Origin of the sequence: Alkalicoccus urumqiensis, assembly GCF_002993335.1 — a bacterium.
Lineage (GTDB): Bacteria > Bacillota > Bacilli > Bacillales > Salisediminibacteriaceae > Alkalicoccus > Alkalicoccus urumqiensis.
The window spans coordinates 50,280-65,051 of sequence record NZ_PVNS01000012.1 but is presented as its reverse complement, the minus strand read 5'-3'; the positions used below and the strand labels follow the sequence as shown (position 1 = coordinate 65,051).

The following is a 14,772-nucleotide window of genomic DNA, read 5'->3' as shown; positions in this document are numbered from 1 at the left end:
CTTTCTTTATAACGGGTACATGGAGGTTACCGGTTTACGAAACGAAAAACAGTCACCCTCGTCACCAGGTAGATCGATGGTTCGCGGTTTGGCGGCTTCAGCTTAGAAAGGAGTTCATCATGATTCAAATGATAGGTATTTCTTCTGCTCATTCAGGTGCCGGTGGTTCCACCGCCTCCCGGAATATTGCCTCTGCGCTTGCTTCCGCAGGCTATCGGACGCTTCTTGTCCGGGAAACGCCTGTTCCGGTGGATGTATCCATACAGGAGTGGGATCAGAAGCATCCTCTGCTTACATTGTTCGGCGCCTGCGGAGACGCACATTATGTGCGGAGCTGGGCGGAGCGCCGGAAAGCGTCATTTGTCATCATTGATATGGACCCGGTACTTGAAAGCGGCTGGTCTGGAGTACTCGACGATGTAGTAATTGTTACTGCACCCGACGATCCGTCGCTTACCGAGGCAGACCGTCAGTACGGAACATGGGAATCTTTTAAAAAGCCGTATCTTCTATTGAATAAACTGGATTCGGAGGAAGATGGGGAAAAAGAGCTTTTTCTTGAGGCGGCCTACCCCGGCTGTTTTCTCGGATCCGTGCTTTACGATTCTTCCTTTCCATTTGAAGAGAAAGACATCTCTTTATTTGCAGGAGAGGAAAATGGACAGCGGTACCGTCACATCGCACGTCAGTTGAAAGATGGACGTATCCGCCCCTTCTTTGCTGTATACAAAAAGAAGCCTTCCCTGTTATCCCGTGTTCTTCTCCGGGCTTAACTGCTTATCAGAGCTGTTCCTCTTCAGGGAGCAGCTCTTTTGCATGAACAGCGTACGGCACAGCCTTTTTACAGAGAGAGCTGCTTTTGTTTTATCTTACCGCAGGTGGCCGCCGAGTTTTTTCGCCCGGTCAAGCGCCTGGCTTCCGGCACCGGCGGAGGAGCCCCGGAGAAGAGCCGTTTTTCCGTACTGCTCCCGCAGGGCATCAAGAACAAAATCCAGTTCACGCCGCTGCAGCTGCTTTTCGGGCGGTTCAAATAAGTGCAGAGCAAAATCAAGGTCCGTCTCCAGGCTGCTGAGTGATATGTGAACACGCTGCACAGGAGAAAGGTCCCAGAATTCATCTAAAAGCTCAAGCACTTCTTCAAAAAGAAGAGAAGTATTTGCTGTCGGGGCACTCAATTTCCGCTGGCGGTGAAATCCGCAGGAAGGTCCCTGCAGGCCGAGCGTCACGGTGGAACCGCGCAGCCCCCTGCGTCTGCTGCGGAAGCCGACTTCTTCGGTCAATTCGAGAAGGACGGTGCGGAGTTCTCTTGGGTGGGAATACAGCCGGGGCAGTGTCATCCCGCTGCCGATCGAGCGTTTTCCATGCGCCGAATGTTTCTGTACCGGTGAATAATCAACGCCGTGGGCATTCATCCAAAGTACCTGACCGTGAATTCCCCAGCGCCGCCGTACTTCCAGGTGTGAAAGAGAGGCAAATTCGCCGATGGTCTGCAGGCCGCGGTTCCGCAGGTGGACCGTCATTTTTTTGCCGGCCCGGAACAGTTTATCTACAGGAAGCGGCCATACTTCCTGTTTTATTTTTTCTTCGCTCAGAAGAAAAATACCGCCGGGTGCTTGTTTGGCGAAAAGGTCACACGCTGTTTTTGCCGCTGTTTTAGAGGCAGCTATACCAACGCGCGCATGGAGTCCGGTTTCTTCAAAGATGTTCTGCTGAATTCCCCGGGCGGAAGCAGACGGGTTCTCCTGAAGCGAAGGGAATATCGAGGCACGAAGGTCCACAAACTGTTCGTCGATGCTGTAAGGTTCGACGAGATTCGTCCATTTCTCGAGTATGGACGTTATATGGAGGGATGTTTCCAGGTAACGCTGCATCCGCGGCGGGACAATGGCAGCTTCCGGACAGCGTTCCACGGCTTCATGAAGTCTCATACCGTTTTGAATTCCGCGGGACTTTGCTCTCGGACAGACAGCGAGCACGACACCTGACGGCCGGTCCGGCGCTCCGGAGACGATCAGCGCACGGTGGGAAGGAATTTCGTGGTAAAGCCGTTCGACAGAGGCAAAAAAAGACTGCATATCGATCAGCATAATCGGATGCTCCACAGGATTCCCTCCTCTTGCCGTTTTCTTTCATTATAAGTAGGAATGCCTTTCGTTTCAAGAACAAATGTTCTTGTTATAAGTCTGAAAGGAAAAGCGCACACGAAAAAAATCCATGATGCATGATCATGGATTTTAGCACGTATAAGCTGACAGAAGCGCGCTGCTGCCGGCCGGGAGGAAAGGCACGATCCTGTAAAGCCAGGCAGTATTTCCAAATCCAGCAGCAGGCGGCTTCCGTTACCAGACGTTTTCAGCCATCAGACGGCGGACACCGCGTACCTCAAGCTGTTCAAAAGGACGCTGGCCGCTGAATGAAAGGCGCAGTTCCTTTTTTACACGCAGAGACGTATGCACATAAACGGTGACACCTTCGTGCTCAAACACCTGATAGGAGGACGGGTCCACCGGCTCGGCAAAATAAACTTCGTGGTCGACCAGAATCCGGCGGCTGCGGATCAAACCTGGAAAGACAAAAGGATCGACAATGACACTGCCTCCTGAAGCAGTAATACGACGCTGTGTTTTTGGATTCATACGAATCATACGATATCCCTCCCGGGGGTTAAATAATCACGTGAAAACGACATCTCAAAGAAAAAACGAAAGCGCTTTTTCTTCCCCCAACTATAATAGGAACCATCTATTTGGTAAATCTGTCATCATCCTCAGAATTTCACCGGATTATTCGAATTAAAAACTATAAAAAATACATTAAATGTAATTTTTTATAATTGAGATCCATTAGAGCGATTTAAGGCAAATAAATTGGCGCAGATGTGCTAAACTAAAGGTGTTTTCGATTAAGAGAGAAGGAAGGGTGAATAATAAAATGAAGCAGATAGAAATAGGAACTTCAGGAGTACATACAGGAGAAATTGCGCTTGGCTGTATGAGGATGAACCAGCTGAACGCCGCCGAAGCAGAGAAAGTGATCCGCACCTCCATGGAAGCGGGTATCACACTGTTTGATCATGCAGATATCTACGGTAAAGGAGAATCAGAGGAAATTTTCGGAAAGGCAGTCGATCTGAACGGACCGGACCGTCAGCACATGATTATTCAATCAAAGTGCGGAATCAGGGGAGGCTTCTTCGACTTCTCAAAAGAGCATATCGTGCGCTCCGTAGAAGAATCCCTGAAGCGTCTGGGCACTGATTACATGGATATACTGCTGCTTCACCGGCCGGACGCACTGATGGAGCCGGAAGAAACAGCAGAAGCATTCCATCAACTGCGCCGGGAAGGGAAAGTAACACACTTCGGTGTCAGCAATCAGCATCCGGGGCAGGTGGAGCTTCTGGAAGACGCGTTTGATGAAAAACTGCACGTTAATCAACTTCAGCTAAGTCTGATGCACACACCGATGATCGATGCAGGTTTCAATGTGAATATGCGTAATGATGCAGCTGTCAACCGCGACGGCGGGCTGCTGGAATATACGCGTAAACGCGGCATGACACTTCAGGCATGGTCACCGCTGCAGCACGGCATGATCGAGGGACCGTTTCTCAATAATGACCAGTTTCCGGAAGTGAATAAAGCGCTGGATTCTTTTGCGGAGAAGAAAGGTGTCACCAATACGGCTGCAGCACTCGCCTGGATCTTAAGACTCCCACTGAGTGTGCAGCCCGTGATCGGGAGTATGAATACAGAACGCATCGCCGGAGCAGCGGAAGCTTCAAATGTGAAAATGACCCGTGAAGAATGGTATGAACTTTACCGGGCAGCAGGGAATGACCTTCCGTAAATGATACGCGGCTCCATTTTTATGGTTCTGGTGGTTTTGTTTTATGCAGGAAATATTATCACCGGGAAAGCATTAAATGATCTCCCCCCTTTTACGATTGCCTGGATACGGCTTTCTCTGGCAGCACTTTTATTAATTCCGCTAGGTGCAGGGCGTGCATGGAGAGAGAGGAGGCTGTTTCTCACTTATAAATGGCCGTTTTTCTGGATGACACTGAGTGGAGTAACGTTTTTTAATACGTTTATTTACGGTTCGCTGCAGTACACGTCCGCAGCGAATGTATCTGTCCTGGAAACCGTCATTCCAGCAGTAACGATTACGGCAGCGGCGCTGATTCTTAAGGAAACACTGAAGCCCCGTCAGTGGGCCGGTGTAGTAGTTTCCTTAGCCGGGGCGCTTTATGTCATAACAGAAGGCAGTGTTGAGAGGCTTCTCGCGATGGACTGGAATCCTGGAGATCTGATTATGATCGGCGCCATTGTCTGCTGGTCTGTGTACTCGCTGCTCGTCCGCAGGTACATGTATTTGTTTCCTGCGTTTGCAGCACTCTTCATTATGAATGTTCTCTCCGTCATCGTTCTCTTCCCGTTCGCTGCCGGCGAATGGCTGATCGGCGGCGTGCCGGATGCAGACTGGGGCGCGTCCTGGGGCGGCCTCTTATACCTGGGGATTTTTCCATCCGTCGTTGCACTCCTTTTATTCAACCGGGCGGTCGGGATTCTCGGGGCCGGAAGAGCGTCTGTATTTTTAAATCTTCTCCCTCCAGCGACGATTGCTGGTGCCTGGCTGCTTCTTGGTGAAACGATTGTGCTGCCGCAGATCATCGGTGCTTTCATCGTTATTTCCGGTGTGATTATGACTACCTGGAAGAAAAAAGAGACGGCAAATTAAGCGAAAAGGGTTTCTTTTTCCTGCTCGCTGTACTATACTAGGAACTAGCTTATTGAGGTTCGGATAGGTAAGGGTAAGATGGTGAACTTAATCAAGTTCCACTTGCACGACTAACAGAACGTCTCAATTAAGTAATAAACATGCGGTTCAAACAACCGCGCAGGAGGATTTAAGCATGACTCAAGGTACAGTTAAGTGGTTCAACGCAGAAAAAGGTTTCGGTTTCATCGAAGTTGAAGGTCAGGACGACGTATTCGTTCACTTCTCCGCTATTCAGGAAGAAGGCTTCAAGTCACTTGAAGAAGGCCAGACAGTTTCTTTCGAAATCGAGCAGGGACAGCGCGGGCCACAGGCTGCTAACGTACAGAAGCAGTAATTGTTTCTGTCCTGCAGAACTGGACAGCTTTTAAAAATCTCACTGCTTATTGAGGTTCTATTTTCTCGTCAGCAAGGTGGAAATGTTTCCTCCTGTACGATCGGAAAGAACAGCTCATTAAGTAATATATTCTGGGTAAAACCCAACAGGAGGAATTTAGTATGACACAAGGTACAGTAAAATGGTTCAACGCAGAAAAAGGTTTCGGTTTCATCGAGGTTGAAGGACAGGACGACGTATTCGTTCACTTCTCCGCTATTCAGGAAGAAGGCTTCAAGTCCCTTGAAGAAGGCCAGACAGTATCTTTTGAAATCGAGCAGGGTCAGCGCGGACCACAAGCTGCTAACGTTCAAAAGCAGTAATTATACCAATGAAAGCTGCTTCCGCATCGGGCGGAAGCAGCTTTTTTTGCTTTTTAAAGAGGAATTCACTTACAATCTGTATACATACAGTAGACAGATACGTGCAGAAACGAGGGAATTTAATGGCCATTTTAATTACCGGTGGAGCTGGTTATCTCGGAAGTCATACCGCTGTAAGACTTCTGGAAAAAGAGAATGATGTCATTGTAATGGATAATTTCACAAGAAGCAGCGCGGAACAGATAAACCGTATCACAGCTGCGGCAGGAAGAGCACCTGAGGTAGAGGATGGAGATGTAAAAACGAAAGAAGATCTGGAGCGGGTGTTCCAGAAATATAACGTAGAAGCAGTGATTCATTTTGCGGGATTGAAAGCGGCAGGAGAATCTGTCGAAAAACCGCTGTTGTACTACCGTGAAAATCTGCAGATGACACTATGTCTGCTTGAAATAATGGAAGACTATCAAGTAAAAAAACTGATCTTTAGTTCGTCAGCCGCTGTTTATGGGAACTGCGAATCGATGCCTGTATCAGAAAGCACGCCCAAAAATCCGATAAATCCGTATGGACATTCCAAAGCAATGATCGAACAGATGCTTGAAGATATAGCGCAGGCAGACCCAGCGTGGCAGATTACAGCGCTTCGCTACTTCAATCCTGTAGGAGCTCATCCTTCTATCGCCGTCGGCGAAAATCCCGCAGGTACACCAGCCAATCTTATGCCGATACTATTGGAGGCGGCTGCCGGTGAACGGGATGCTGTTGATGTTTATGGAACAGACTACGACACAAAAGATGGTACAGGTATTAGGGATTACATTCATGTCATGGATCTGGCCGATGGGCATATTGCTGCTGCAGCGTCACAGAAACATGGGTTTCATGTGTATAATCTTGGAACAGGCAGGGGAACCACGGTCCTTGAATTAATAAATATGGTCGAGCGGGTAAGCGGAAAACATATAGCGTGGGAAGCAAAAGCGCGGCGTCCGGGGGACCCGGCAGAAAATTGGGCAGATGCCTCCCGGGCGGAAAGAGAGCTCGGCTGGAAAGCATCCTGTACGCTTGAAGAAATGTGCCTGCATGCATGGAAATGGAAAGAGGAGATGCATAAGAACACGCAAAAGGGGGAATAGGATATAAAGGAGGTGGCTTCCAGTGAAGAAAAAAGTAGTGACAATGCTGGAAGAGGAAGAAGCTGCTGTCCAGAACATGATCAGTGAAGGCGGACCTGCCTATCCTGAAAAAGAAGAAGATAATGAAGAAAAAGAAGACAGACTTGTCCATTGATAAAACCGGCTGCGGCCGGTTTTTTTTTGTAGGTAATCGAGAAAATGTACATATTATAACAAAATGTAAACTACATATGAAAAGTGAGTAAAAAGTAGGGATTATTTAAAACTGCCTCATTGTCCTGTTTATGAAGCAAGGGATAAAGGAATAGTGCAGATATTGCCACAATGAGGAGGAATTACAATGAAAACGCACGAAATGTATATAAACGGACAATACGTCACCTCTGGTTCAGAAGAGTGGATCGATATCGTCAACCCCGCTACGGAAGAAGTTATTTCCAGAATTACAAGCGGAAATGAAGATGATGTCAATAAAGCTGTGGAAGCAGCATCCAAAGCACAGCAGTCGTGGGGAGCACGTCCAGCGATTGAACGGGGCAGAATTGTCCGCCAAATCGGTCTGAAGATGGGTGAAAACCGGGAAACATTCGTCCGTCTGCTCATTGAAGAACAAGGTAAGAGCAGAGAAATGGCTGAAGGGGAAGTCGATCTGGCGATTGACTACTTCCAATACATGTCCGAGTGGGCTCGCCGGATAGAAGGCGAGATCATGCCGAGTGACCGTCCGAATGAGAACATTTTTATTCACCGCAGACCAATCGGTGTCATCGGCGGTATTGTACCCTGGAACTTCCCTGTATTTATTCTGGCAAGGAAAGTAGCTACTTCCCTCGTTGCCGGATGTACGATTGTACTGAAGCCATCCCAGCAGACACCGAATACTGCAGCCTTCTTTACGGAAATGGTGCATGACATGGATATCCTTCCGGAAGGGGTATATAACTTCATCACCGGAAAAGGGTCTACGCTTGGAAACGCTCTGGCATCGCATAAAAAAGTAGCGATGGTGACGATGACCGGAAGTGTGCCGGCAGGAATTAAAGTTATGGAAGCTGCAGCCCAGAATATTACGAAAGTAAATCTGGAACTGGGAGGAAAAGCTCCTGCAATTGTAACGAAACATGCCGATCTTGATACGGCAGTGGAAAATATTACGAAGAGCCGGATTATTAATGCCGGGCAGGCGTGTACGAATGCCGAACGGGTATACGTGCACGAAGATGTAGCGGAGGCATTCACGGAGAAAATTACAGAAGCCATGAAGAATGTAAGCTTCGGCGATCCGCTGAAGGATGATTCTCTGGACATGGGTCCTCTTGTAAGTGAGGACCGGATAGATGAAGTGGATGAAATGGTGCAGAATGCAGTAAAAGAAGGAGCGAAAGTGCTTACCGGAGGCAGAAAGTCAGATCAGACCGGCTATTTCTACGAGCCGACGGTAATCGGAGGCGCAACGCAGACGATGGAAATTATCCAGGAAGAAATTTTCGGCCCGGTTCTTCCTATCGTCACGTATAAGAATCTGGACGAAGTGATTGACATGGCAAATGATTCTGATTATGGCCTTTCTTCATCCATTTTCACAGAAAATTATCATGAAGCAATGAAGCTGTCCAATGGGCTTCGCTTTGGTGAAACGTTTGTGAACCGCGAAAATTTCGAGGCCGTACAGGGCTATCACGCTGGCTTCAGACAGTCTGGTATCGGCGGCGCAGACGGAAAACACGGTTTTGGAGAATTTCTCAGTACACAGGTTGTGTACATGCAGTATAAGCAGGACCAGCAGTAACCGTATACGGAAATCCGCTCTCTTTCGGAGAGCGGATTTTTTGCTTTTGGCATTGGGTGTTTCTCAATTGTCTCCGGCTCGTGTACAATGAGAGAAGCGCTGCCCTTTCAAGCAGGAAACGCAGTGAATCAGGTTTTTTAAAGGAGAATATACATGTCAAATACACTTCCGGATTTCATTCCGGACATCGTACAGGAGAAATGGAGAGCCCGGGCTTACCCGGGACTTACTGAAGTGCAGGAACACGTCATTCCGCTCTTGAGAGAAGGAAATAACGTAACGGCAGAAGCGCCGACAGGCTCTGGAAAAACGCTCGCGTTTCTACTTCCAGCAGTAGAAGCTGCAGATGCTTCTGTAAAACAGGCGCAGATCGTTGTAATGGTTTCCTCAAGGGAGCTTGCCTCACAAATATATGAGGAAATGCAGTATTGGACAGAAGGAACCGGTCTTGAAGCGCTGATGCTGATCGGCGGCGCGAATGTAAAGCGCCAGGTCGAGAAACTGAAAAAAAAGCCGCAGTTGATCGTAGGGACACCGGGAAGACTTCATGAACTCTCTCAGATGAAAAAACTGAAGCTTCATCAAGTAAAAATGCTGATTCTCGATGAGGCGGATCAGCTCATGGCGAAAGAGCATAAGAGCTCCGTGGAGAACATGGTAAAAGCCTGCCCGAACGAAGCAGTCAAAGCAGCTTTTTCAGCCACGATTCCGCCCCGCATCCGTAAAGAAACAGCTCAGCTGTTTGGGGATATGAAAGAAATCCGGATTAAAGCAGATAAAGAACTGCTGCAGCAGATGGATCATATCTATCTACTCGGCGACCGCCGGCAGAAAACGGAGTACCTGCAGAAACTGACTGCACTCGATGATTTTTACGGTATGATTTTCTGCAATGACCGCAGCCAGCTGCGGATGCAGTCGGAAAGACTCGAACATCATAACCGGAAGGTCGTTTCACTTGAAGGAGACAACAATAAGCAGAGCCGGGAGCAGGCGGTACAGGCGCTGAAATCACGAAAAGCGGATATTCTGACAGCTACAGATGTTGCTTCAAGGGGGCTCGACATCCCGGCACTGACACATATTATCCAGTATGATCTGGCAAATGATGTACATCAGTATGTTCATCGGGCCGGCAGAACAGCCCGTGCCGGAAGAAGAGGAATTGTTGTTTCGCTTGTAACGAAAGGCGAATTTGAGCGCCTGCAGCAGTTGACAGACATTCTCGGTATTTCGCTGAAAAAAGGAGAATTAAAGAGCGGGAAGCTGACATGGAGGTGAGCAGCATGCATATCCGGGAAACGGTGAGAGAAGACCTCCCGGCGGTGGCTGATATTCACGTGAAAGCGTGGCGAAAGGAAGCACGTCATTTATTCTCTGCGGACACAATGGCTTCCTGGACCGTAGAGGACCGGTTAAGGAAGTGGGAGAAGAATTTCGCCGGTGCGACGAGCGGTGGAACGAAAATGTACACTGCAGAACAAGATGGCAAGGTAGTCGGCTTTGGCCTGGGCGGAACGATGAGGGACGCTAAACTTCGAATCCGCTATACAGGAGAAGTGTATGCACTGTTTATCCACCCGGATTATCAGGAGCGCGGCGCAGGAACGAAACTGCTGGAAGAAATTATGGGACATCTGCAGGAAATCGGCCACAAGCGGGCTGCTCTATGGGTGCCCTCCTCTTTTTCTTCCGCGTCCTACTTTCAAAAGCACGCCCAGGGGCCGCTGATGGAAGATGAAACCACCATAAAAGGAACGACGCTGAAAGAGGAAGCGTATGGCTGGGACAAAATAATAGTACAGCCGAAGCAGGAAAAAACGTATATGTAACGAATTTATGAAGTAAGGAATCAAAGCTGTCACAGAGAAAGCAGGGGTTCAGCATGGAGGAGGTCCTATTATACGTATTCGTCTATTTAGTGCCTGCTTTTCTGCTGCTCCATATGAGTCTCATTCTTCTGTGGAGAAACCCTAGGAAGCGGACGCACCAGCTTCTTGCTGCGTATTTATTCTGCTATACTGTATTGTTTATGGCTGAATATGTACGGCATCAGCTGCCGGTGGACTTGAGTCCAATTATCATCACCTATGTTTTTGGTAATGCCGGTGTGCTGATACCCAGCCTGTTTTTTCACTTCTTTTTTCTGTTTTCGGGGTTACACCGGCAGATGTCAAGGTGGATTTATCCGTGGATTTTTTACCTTCCGCTCCTGCCTGTGCTGTTTACGTTTATCACTGGTACCAACGTGTTGAACAGCAGTATGTTCGAACAGGAAGGGGCATGGATTTATCCTGTATTTAATACTGCTTATTTAACAACCCTCAGTGCAGCAGTGTTTACAACAATTATTATGACAGTGCTGGTAGGCATACAGTGGAAGCGGTCCCGGCGTCCGATGGAGCAGCGGGTCTATTTCATTCTGTTTGTATTTGTCCTCTTCAGCGCTGCCTGGAACACCGTGTTCGGATATTTGGATATTCGGGGGGCTGTACCGCCGTATCCATATATTTTCGCCGGTATTTTCGGCGCCTGGGCGATGTTTTTTGCTGTGACACGATTTGATTTTTTAGAGGCGGGTTCAAGGAAATTTAAGACGCTGTATGAACGGAATCCGACAGCCATTCTGCTGTTAAACAATTACGGTATCATCCAGGATGCTAATCCGGCCGCCCACTATCTCCTGGAAGAAAAGAAGTTGAAAGGATTTGATTTCACAACCTGGCTTACTCCGGAATCCCGGACGGAATGGGAGGAGACTTTTGCTCCGGCCATGCACGGGGAGACGCCCCTTACTGCGCTTGAATCAGAAGTTATCACAGCGGGAAGCGTGCCAAGAAAGGTATTGATCGACAGTGATTTCATTACGGTCGATTATGAACCGGTCTTGATGATGATCCTGAGAGATGTTACAGAGACAAAAAAAGCGGAAGAAACGATCCGTTATCTAGCGTATCATGATACGCTGACACAGCTTCCCAACCGGCGGGCCTTTTCTGAAACTGTCCGGAAGCATCTGAAGGAAAAGCAGAAAGTGGCGGTGATTAATGTCGATCTTGATGGCTTTAAGAAGATCAATGATACGTACGGTCATCAGACCGGAGATGAGTACCTTGCCCACCTGGCTTCCATACTTGAGAAAGAAACTACAGGACTTGGGGGAGCGGCCAGAGTAGGCGGTGACGAATTCAACCTTTATTATTTCTATACCAGTACGGAGGAAGTGAAGCGCTTTATCTCCCAGCTGCAGAAAACATTAATTGATCAGCCGCTGAAGACGCGGGGTCTGGAACTTCCGATCCGGACGAGTATCGGTGCGAGTCTTGCACCACAGGATGGAACGGAACTCGAAGAACTTCTTTCCCGTGCGGATGAAGCGATGTATTCTGTCAAACATAACGGAAAAGGCGCATTTGCACTTTATAATGAAGGAAATATCCAAAACTTACAGCATCATCGATAAAAGGGGGCTTCCTCAATGACAGCTGCACCGGTACGGATTTTAATTCTTGGAACGTGGCACGTGCATACGAAAGGATTTGTGGATAAAGCGGAACGTTTATCAGCTGGACGTTTTGAATGGGCAGGGGTGTGGGATTCGGATTCCCGACGCGGAAGAGAGATGGCAGAACAACTGCAGGTACCGTATTATACTACCGTTCTTGAAGCGCTGAAGCAGTCGGAGGCAGATGCGGTTATGATCGAGGCAGAAACGAGCCAGCATCGTAATCTTATAGAGTCAGCGGCCGGAGCCGGTCTGCATATCTTTACCGATAAAGTCATCGCGCTGAATGGGGAAGATGCAGAAGCCTGCAGAAAAGCAGCAGAAAACGCTGGAGTGAATCTGGCTGTATCCCATGAATCTGTAACGCTTCCGGTTTACCGCTATGCACTTCAGCAGTACCGGAGCGGAAACCTGGGGGAGCTTGTTTCCATCCACTTCAGGCGTTCTCATGGACTTGCCTGGACGGACGTTCTCCCTCCGAGCTGGTATGACCCTTCCATAAGTGGAGGTGGGGCGTTGATAGATCTCGGTATTCATGGAGTGAGTATGCTTCAGTTGTTTGGTGGAAGAATTACTTCCGTTCAGGCGCAGGGATCTTACCGGACAGGAAAAGAAGTAGAAGACAGCGCCACTATCCTGGTAGATTTTGAAAACAGCACCGCTTCCGGGACGGCACATACGAGTACAGCAGCTTCAGCTTCCGACAACTTGTTTGAAATTACTGGAACGAAAGGCACGCTGCTCATTTATGGAGAAGAACAGCCGGAAATTTATTACCGGGATGCCGGGAAAGATGGCAGTTTGAGAAAAATTCACTGGGAGCCCGAACCGTATTATGTTCCACTTAATCTTTTTATTGAAAACCTGACAGGAGCGGAGCATTCTATGGAGGGTCTCGATGGACAGGCTGCTGTGGAGATCGTCTGCATAGTACAGTCAGCTTATCAGAGTATGAGAGAGGAAAAGAAAGTGTATGTCGAGTATCCTCAGTGATCTGTTTATCCTTCTTATGGGGATGGCCCTGGGCGCAGTGGTAAAAGAGCCGGTCAAAAACATTTTTACCGGCGAACATAAAAAAGAGAAGCAGAGAAAGCAGCGTGCTCTGGTGCTTGGGATCATTCAACAGATGCCTGCGGGCAGGGGTATCACGCCGGATGAACTGGCGGTAAAGAGTCCCGGAAAGAAAATGACAGCTGCTGAAGCGGAGCAGAGGCTTGAGGAAGCAGCTCAGTCAGGCCTTGTGGAAAAACGATTGATTAAAGGAGAAGAGCGCTGGTATTTTAACCGTAAAAAACATGAAGAACTTGCCGCAAAGTGGAAAAATCAATAACAGCACAGTAAAACCGGCATTCCTTAACGGAACGCCGGTTTTTAAAGATACATTATTTTTTCTGCACAAAAATAGGTTCATCCCAGTCGCAGGCGTCCACCTCATCGATCGCTTCAGGGTCGACTACCGCCCATTCAATTAAATACTGATTGTCCTCCTGGTCGACTGCAACAGCTGTGTACGTATCTCCGGAACTGCTGACGGTCGGCTTTTCAATCGTACGGTATTCAACACCTTCCACCTTTACAATTGTGCTGTTATTGGCATGCAGCTGATCAAATGTCAAAGATATCCCTCCAATAATTGAATTACTGTTCGTATACCCGCTGGATGAACTGCGTAATCATGTATAGGAAGGCATTCTGCGCCTTTTTCTGCAGGAGGAAATACTTGAATGAATGACGGGACGATGCTATTCTGATGAAAGAGTGAAAATGAGAGGTGACATACATGGCGGCACCACGGTGGATATACTTTAAGCAGATATTTACTTCGCGGTTTCAGGCGGACTGTACGAAGGCAAAAATTGAGGATAATTGGATAAATGGATATGAAATTGGTCCATCTGTTGAAATACGAAAATTAAAAAATGAGCGGTATGTGGTCCGGTATACGTATGACGAATAAAAAGCTTGACGCTGCTGCCGCTGTATAGTAATATAATATTTGTTGCGTTATTCTCTTCGTTCCGTTAGCTCAGTTGGGAGAGCGCCACCTTGACAGGGTGGAGGTCACTGGTTCGAGCCCAGTACGGGACACCATCTAAATAAAGGTTCATATGTCTGCTTCCCGCAGGCATATTTTTTATTATTCAAAAATATAGTTTATCGTAATACACTGAGGCAGCCGGGTCATCCGGCTGCCTCTAACTATTTGTATAATAATTATGCCATCCGCTCTTCTTTATCGCGGTGATCAATTTCTTTCTGATCGAGATGTTCTTCCCGGTCTCTGATGCGGTGAGCAAGCCTGCTCGAAGCATTTGCTGCTATGCTGCAGACGAGATCGTCAAGAAATGTGTGAATTTTGTCGCTGTTTTTTGCATCAAGCTGCTTGATGATACCAATTTTTTCTTTGTCGAGATAGCCGAATGTTGTAACGGCAATGCTTCCATAGCCAAACACTGAACCGATCGCAATCGTTTCATCGACTCCGAACAGTCCTTCATCCGTTTCCACAATAGACTGCAGCGGTTCAGAGAGCTGCTTATTTTCAGCCAGTTTATCCAGCTCGATTCCAACGAGAACAGCATGCTGGATCTCCCGCTTCTCAAGAACAGCTTCAACACTCTCCAGACAGTCATCCCTGGTGAGCGTATCATTGTAATCAGACTGCATCTGATACACAATATCAGCGATTTCTTCAAGCTCCACACCACGCTCTTTCAGCAGGTCTCTTGCTGCTTTCTCTACTACGTGGGATTTAATTGGTTCTTTTTTTGACATAAGCTACCACTCCTCTTATAGGCTAGTCTATCATAAAATGTGTGAAAAATTCGATAGATAAGGGCACGCCCCTTTGTAAAAAAGCGTAA

Annotated in this window: 17 protein-coding genes and 1 tRNA gene; 14 read left to right on the top strand and 4 right to left on the bottom strand. The window is 47.9% G+C overall.

The annotated features are described in order from the left end of the window. Positions 1-119 precede the first annotated feature (119 nt). Positions 120-773 (top strand): P-loop NTPase family protein, encoded by a 654-nt coding sequence (locus C6I21_RS12885; RefSeq protein ID WP_105959900.1) that lies wholly within the window; start codon positions 120-122, stop codon positions 771-773. 96 nt (positions 774-869) lie between these two features. Here C6I21_RS12885 and C6I21_RS12880 read toward each other — a convergent pair whose 3' ends face one another. Together C6I21_RS12880 and C6I21_RS12875 are read right to left on the bottom strand one after the other, a co-directional pair. Next, positions 870-2,102 (bottom strand): DNA polymerase IV, encoded by a 1,233-nt coding sequence (locus tag C6I21_RS12880; protein WP_105959899.1) that lies wholly within the window; start codon positions 2,100-2,102, stop codon positions 870-872. A 237-nt stretch (positions 2,103-2,339) separates the two neighbouring features. After that, positions 2,340-2,645, bottom strand: coding sequence for a hypothetical protein (locus C6I21_RS12875; protein WP_105959898.1), 306 nt, complete (start codon positions 2,643-2,645; stop codon positions 2,340-2,342). Positions 2,646-2,931: 286 nt separating this feature from the next. On the opposite strand from C6I21_RS12875, the gene C6I21_RS12870 reads away from it, so the two are divergent. The 12 genes from C6I21_RS12870 (at position 2,932) to C6I21_RS12820 (ending at position 13,238) form a co-directional block, all read left to right on the top strand. Then, the gene (locus C6I21_RS12870; RefSeq protein ID WP_105959897.1) at positions 2,932-3,849 is read left to right on the top strand and encodes an aldo/keto reductase; all 918 of its coding nucleotides are present in this window, start codon (positions 2,932-2,934) and stop codon (positions 3,847-3,849) included. After that, entirely contained in the window at positions 3,850-4,740 is an 891-nt protein-coding gene (locus tag C6I21_RS12865; RefSeq protein ID WP_105959896.1) for a DMT family transporter, read from the top strand. A 175-nt stretch (positions 4,741-4,915) separates the two neighbouring features. After that, positions 4,916-5,116 (top strand): cold-shock protein, encoded by a 201-nt coding sequence (locus C6I21_RS12860; protein ID WP_105959895.1) that lies wholly within the window; start codon positions 4,916-4,918, stop codon positions 5,114-5,116. A 161-nt stretch (positions 5,117-5,277) separates the two neighbouring features. After that, positions 5,278-5,478 carry a cold-shock protein gene (locus C6I21_RS12855; RefSeq protein ID WP_105959895.1) on the top strand — a complete coding sequence of 67 codons (201 nt, stop codon included), beginning with the start codon at positions 5,278-5,280 and terminating at the stop codon, positions 5,476-5,478. A gap of 122 nt (positions 5,479-5,600) precedes the next feature. Next, positions 5,601-6,614 (top strand): UDP-glucose 4-epimerase GalE, encoded by a 1,014-nt coding sequence (gene galE / locus C6I21_RS12850; RefSeq protein ID WP_105959894.1) that lies wholly within the window; start codon positions 5,601-5,603, stop codon positions 6,612-6,614. A 22-nt stretch (positions 6,615-6,636) separates the two neighbouring features. Then, on the top strand, positions 6,637-6,768 hold the full coding sequence (locus tag C6I21_RS16785) for a hypothetical protein (RefSeq protein ID WP_280953454.1): 132 nt from the start codon (positions 6,637-6,639) through the stop codon (positions 6,766-6,768). Positions 6,769-6,954: 186 nt separating this feature from the next. Then, positions 6,955-8,403: an aldehyde dehydrogenase gene (gene aldA, locus C6I21_RS12845; protein ID WP_105959893.1), complete on the top strand. Its 1,449-nt coding sequence runs from the start codon at positions 6,955-6,957 to the stop codon at positions 8,401-8,403. A 153-nt stretch (positions 8,404-8,556) separates the two neighbouring features. Further along, positions 8,557-9,684, top strand: a complete 1,128-nt coding sequence (locus C6I21_RS12840) for a DEAD/DEAH box helicase (protein WP_105959892.1) — start codon at positions 8,557-8,559, stop codon at positions 9,682-9,684. 5 nt (positions 9,685-9,689) lie between these two features. Further along, the gene (locus tag C6I21_RS12835) at positions 9,690-10,235 is read left to right on the top strand and encodes a GNAT family N-acetyltransferase (protein ID WP_181186244.1); all 546 of its coding nucleotides are present in this window, start codon (positions 9,690-9,692) and stop codon (positions 10,233-10,235) included. Positions 10,236-10,573: 338 nt separating this feature from the next. Beyond that, positions 10,574-11,866: a sensor domain-containing diguanylate cyclase gene (locus tag C6I21_RS12830; protein ID WP_181186243.1), complete on the top strand. Its 1,293-nt coding sequence runs from the start codon at positions 10,574-10,576 to the stop codon at positions 11,864-11,866. Between the two features lie 15 nt (positions 11,867-11,881). Then, positions 11,882-12,901: a Gfo/Idh/MocA family protein gene (locus C6I21_RS12825; RefSeq protein ID WP_105959889.1), complete on the top strand. Its 1,020-nt coding sequence runs from the start codon at positions 11,882-11,884 to the stop codon at positions 12,899-12,901. Next, positions 12,882-13,238, top strand: a complete 357-nt coding sequence (locus C6I21_RS12820; protein WP_105959888.1) for a hypothetical protein — start codon at positions 12,882-12,884, stop codon at positions 13,236-13,238. Before C6I21_RS12825 ends, C6I21_RS12820 begins: the two co-directional genes overlap by 20 nt. Positions 13,239-13,290: 52 nt before the next feature. Here C6I21_RS12820 and C6I21_RS12815 read toward each other — a convergent pair whose 3' ends face one another. After that, on the bottom strand, positions 13,291-13,524 hold the full coding sequence (locus C6I21_RS12815) for a hypothetical protein (RefSeq protein ID WP_105959887.1): 234 nt from the start codon (positions 13,522-13,524) through the stop codon (positions 13,291-13,293). Positions 13,525-13,923: 399 nt separating this feature from the next. Here C6I21_RS12815 and C6I21_RS12810 point away from each other — a divergent pair. Beyond that, a tRNA-Val gene (locus C6I21_RS12810) sits at positions 13,924-13,999 on the top strand. A 123-nt stretch (positions 14,000-14,122) separates the two neighbouring features. Here C6I21_RS12810 and C6I21_RS12805 read toward each other — a convergent pair. Beyond that, a complete protein-coding gene (locus tag C6I21_RS12805; RefSeq protein WP_105959886.1) occupies positions 14,123-14,683 on the bottom strand; it encodes a phosphatidylglycerophosphatase A family protein in 561 nt (186 codons plus the stop codon). Positions 14,684-14,772 lie beyond the last annotated feature (89 nt).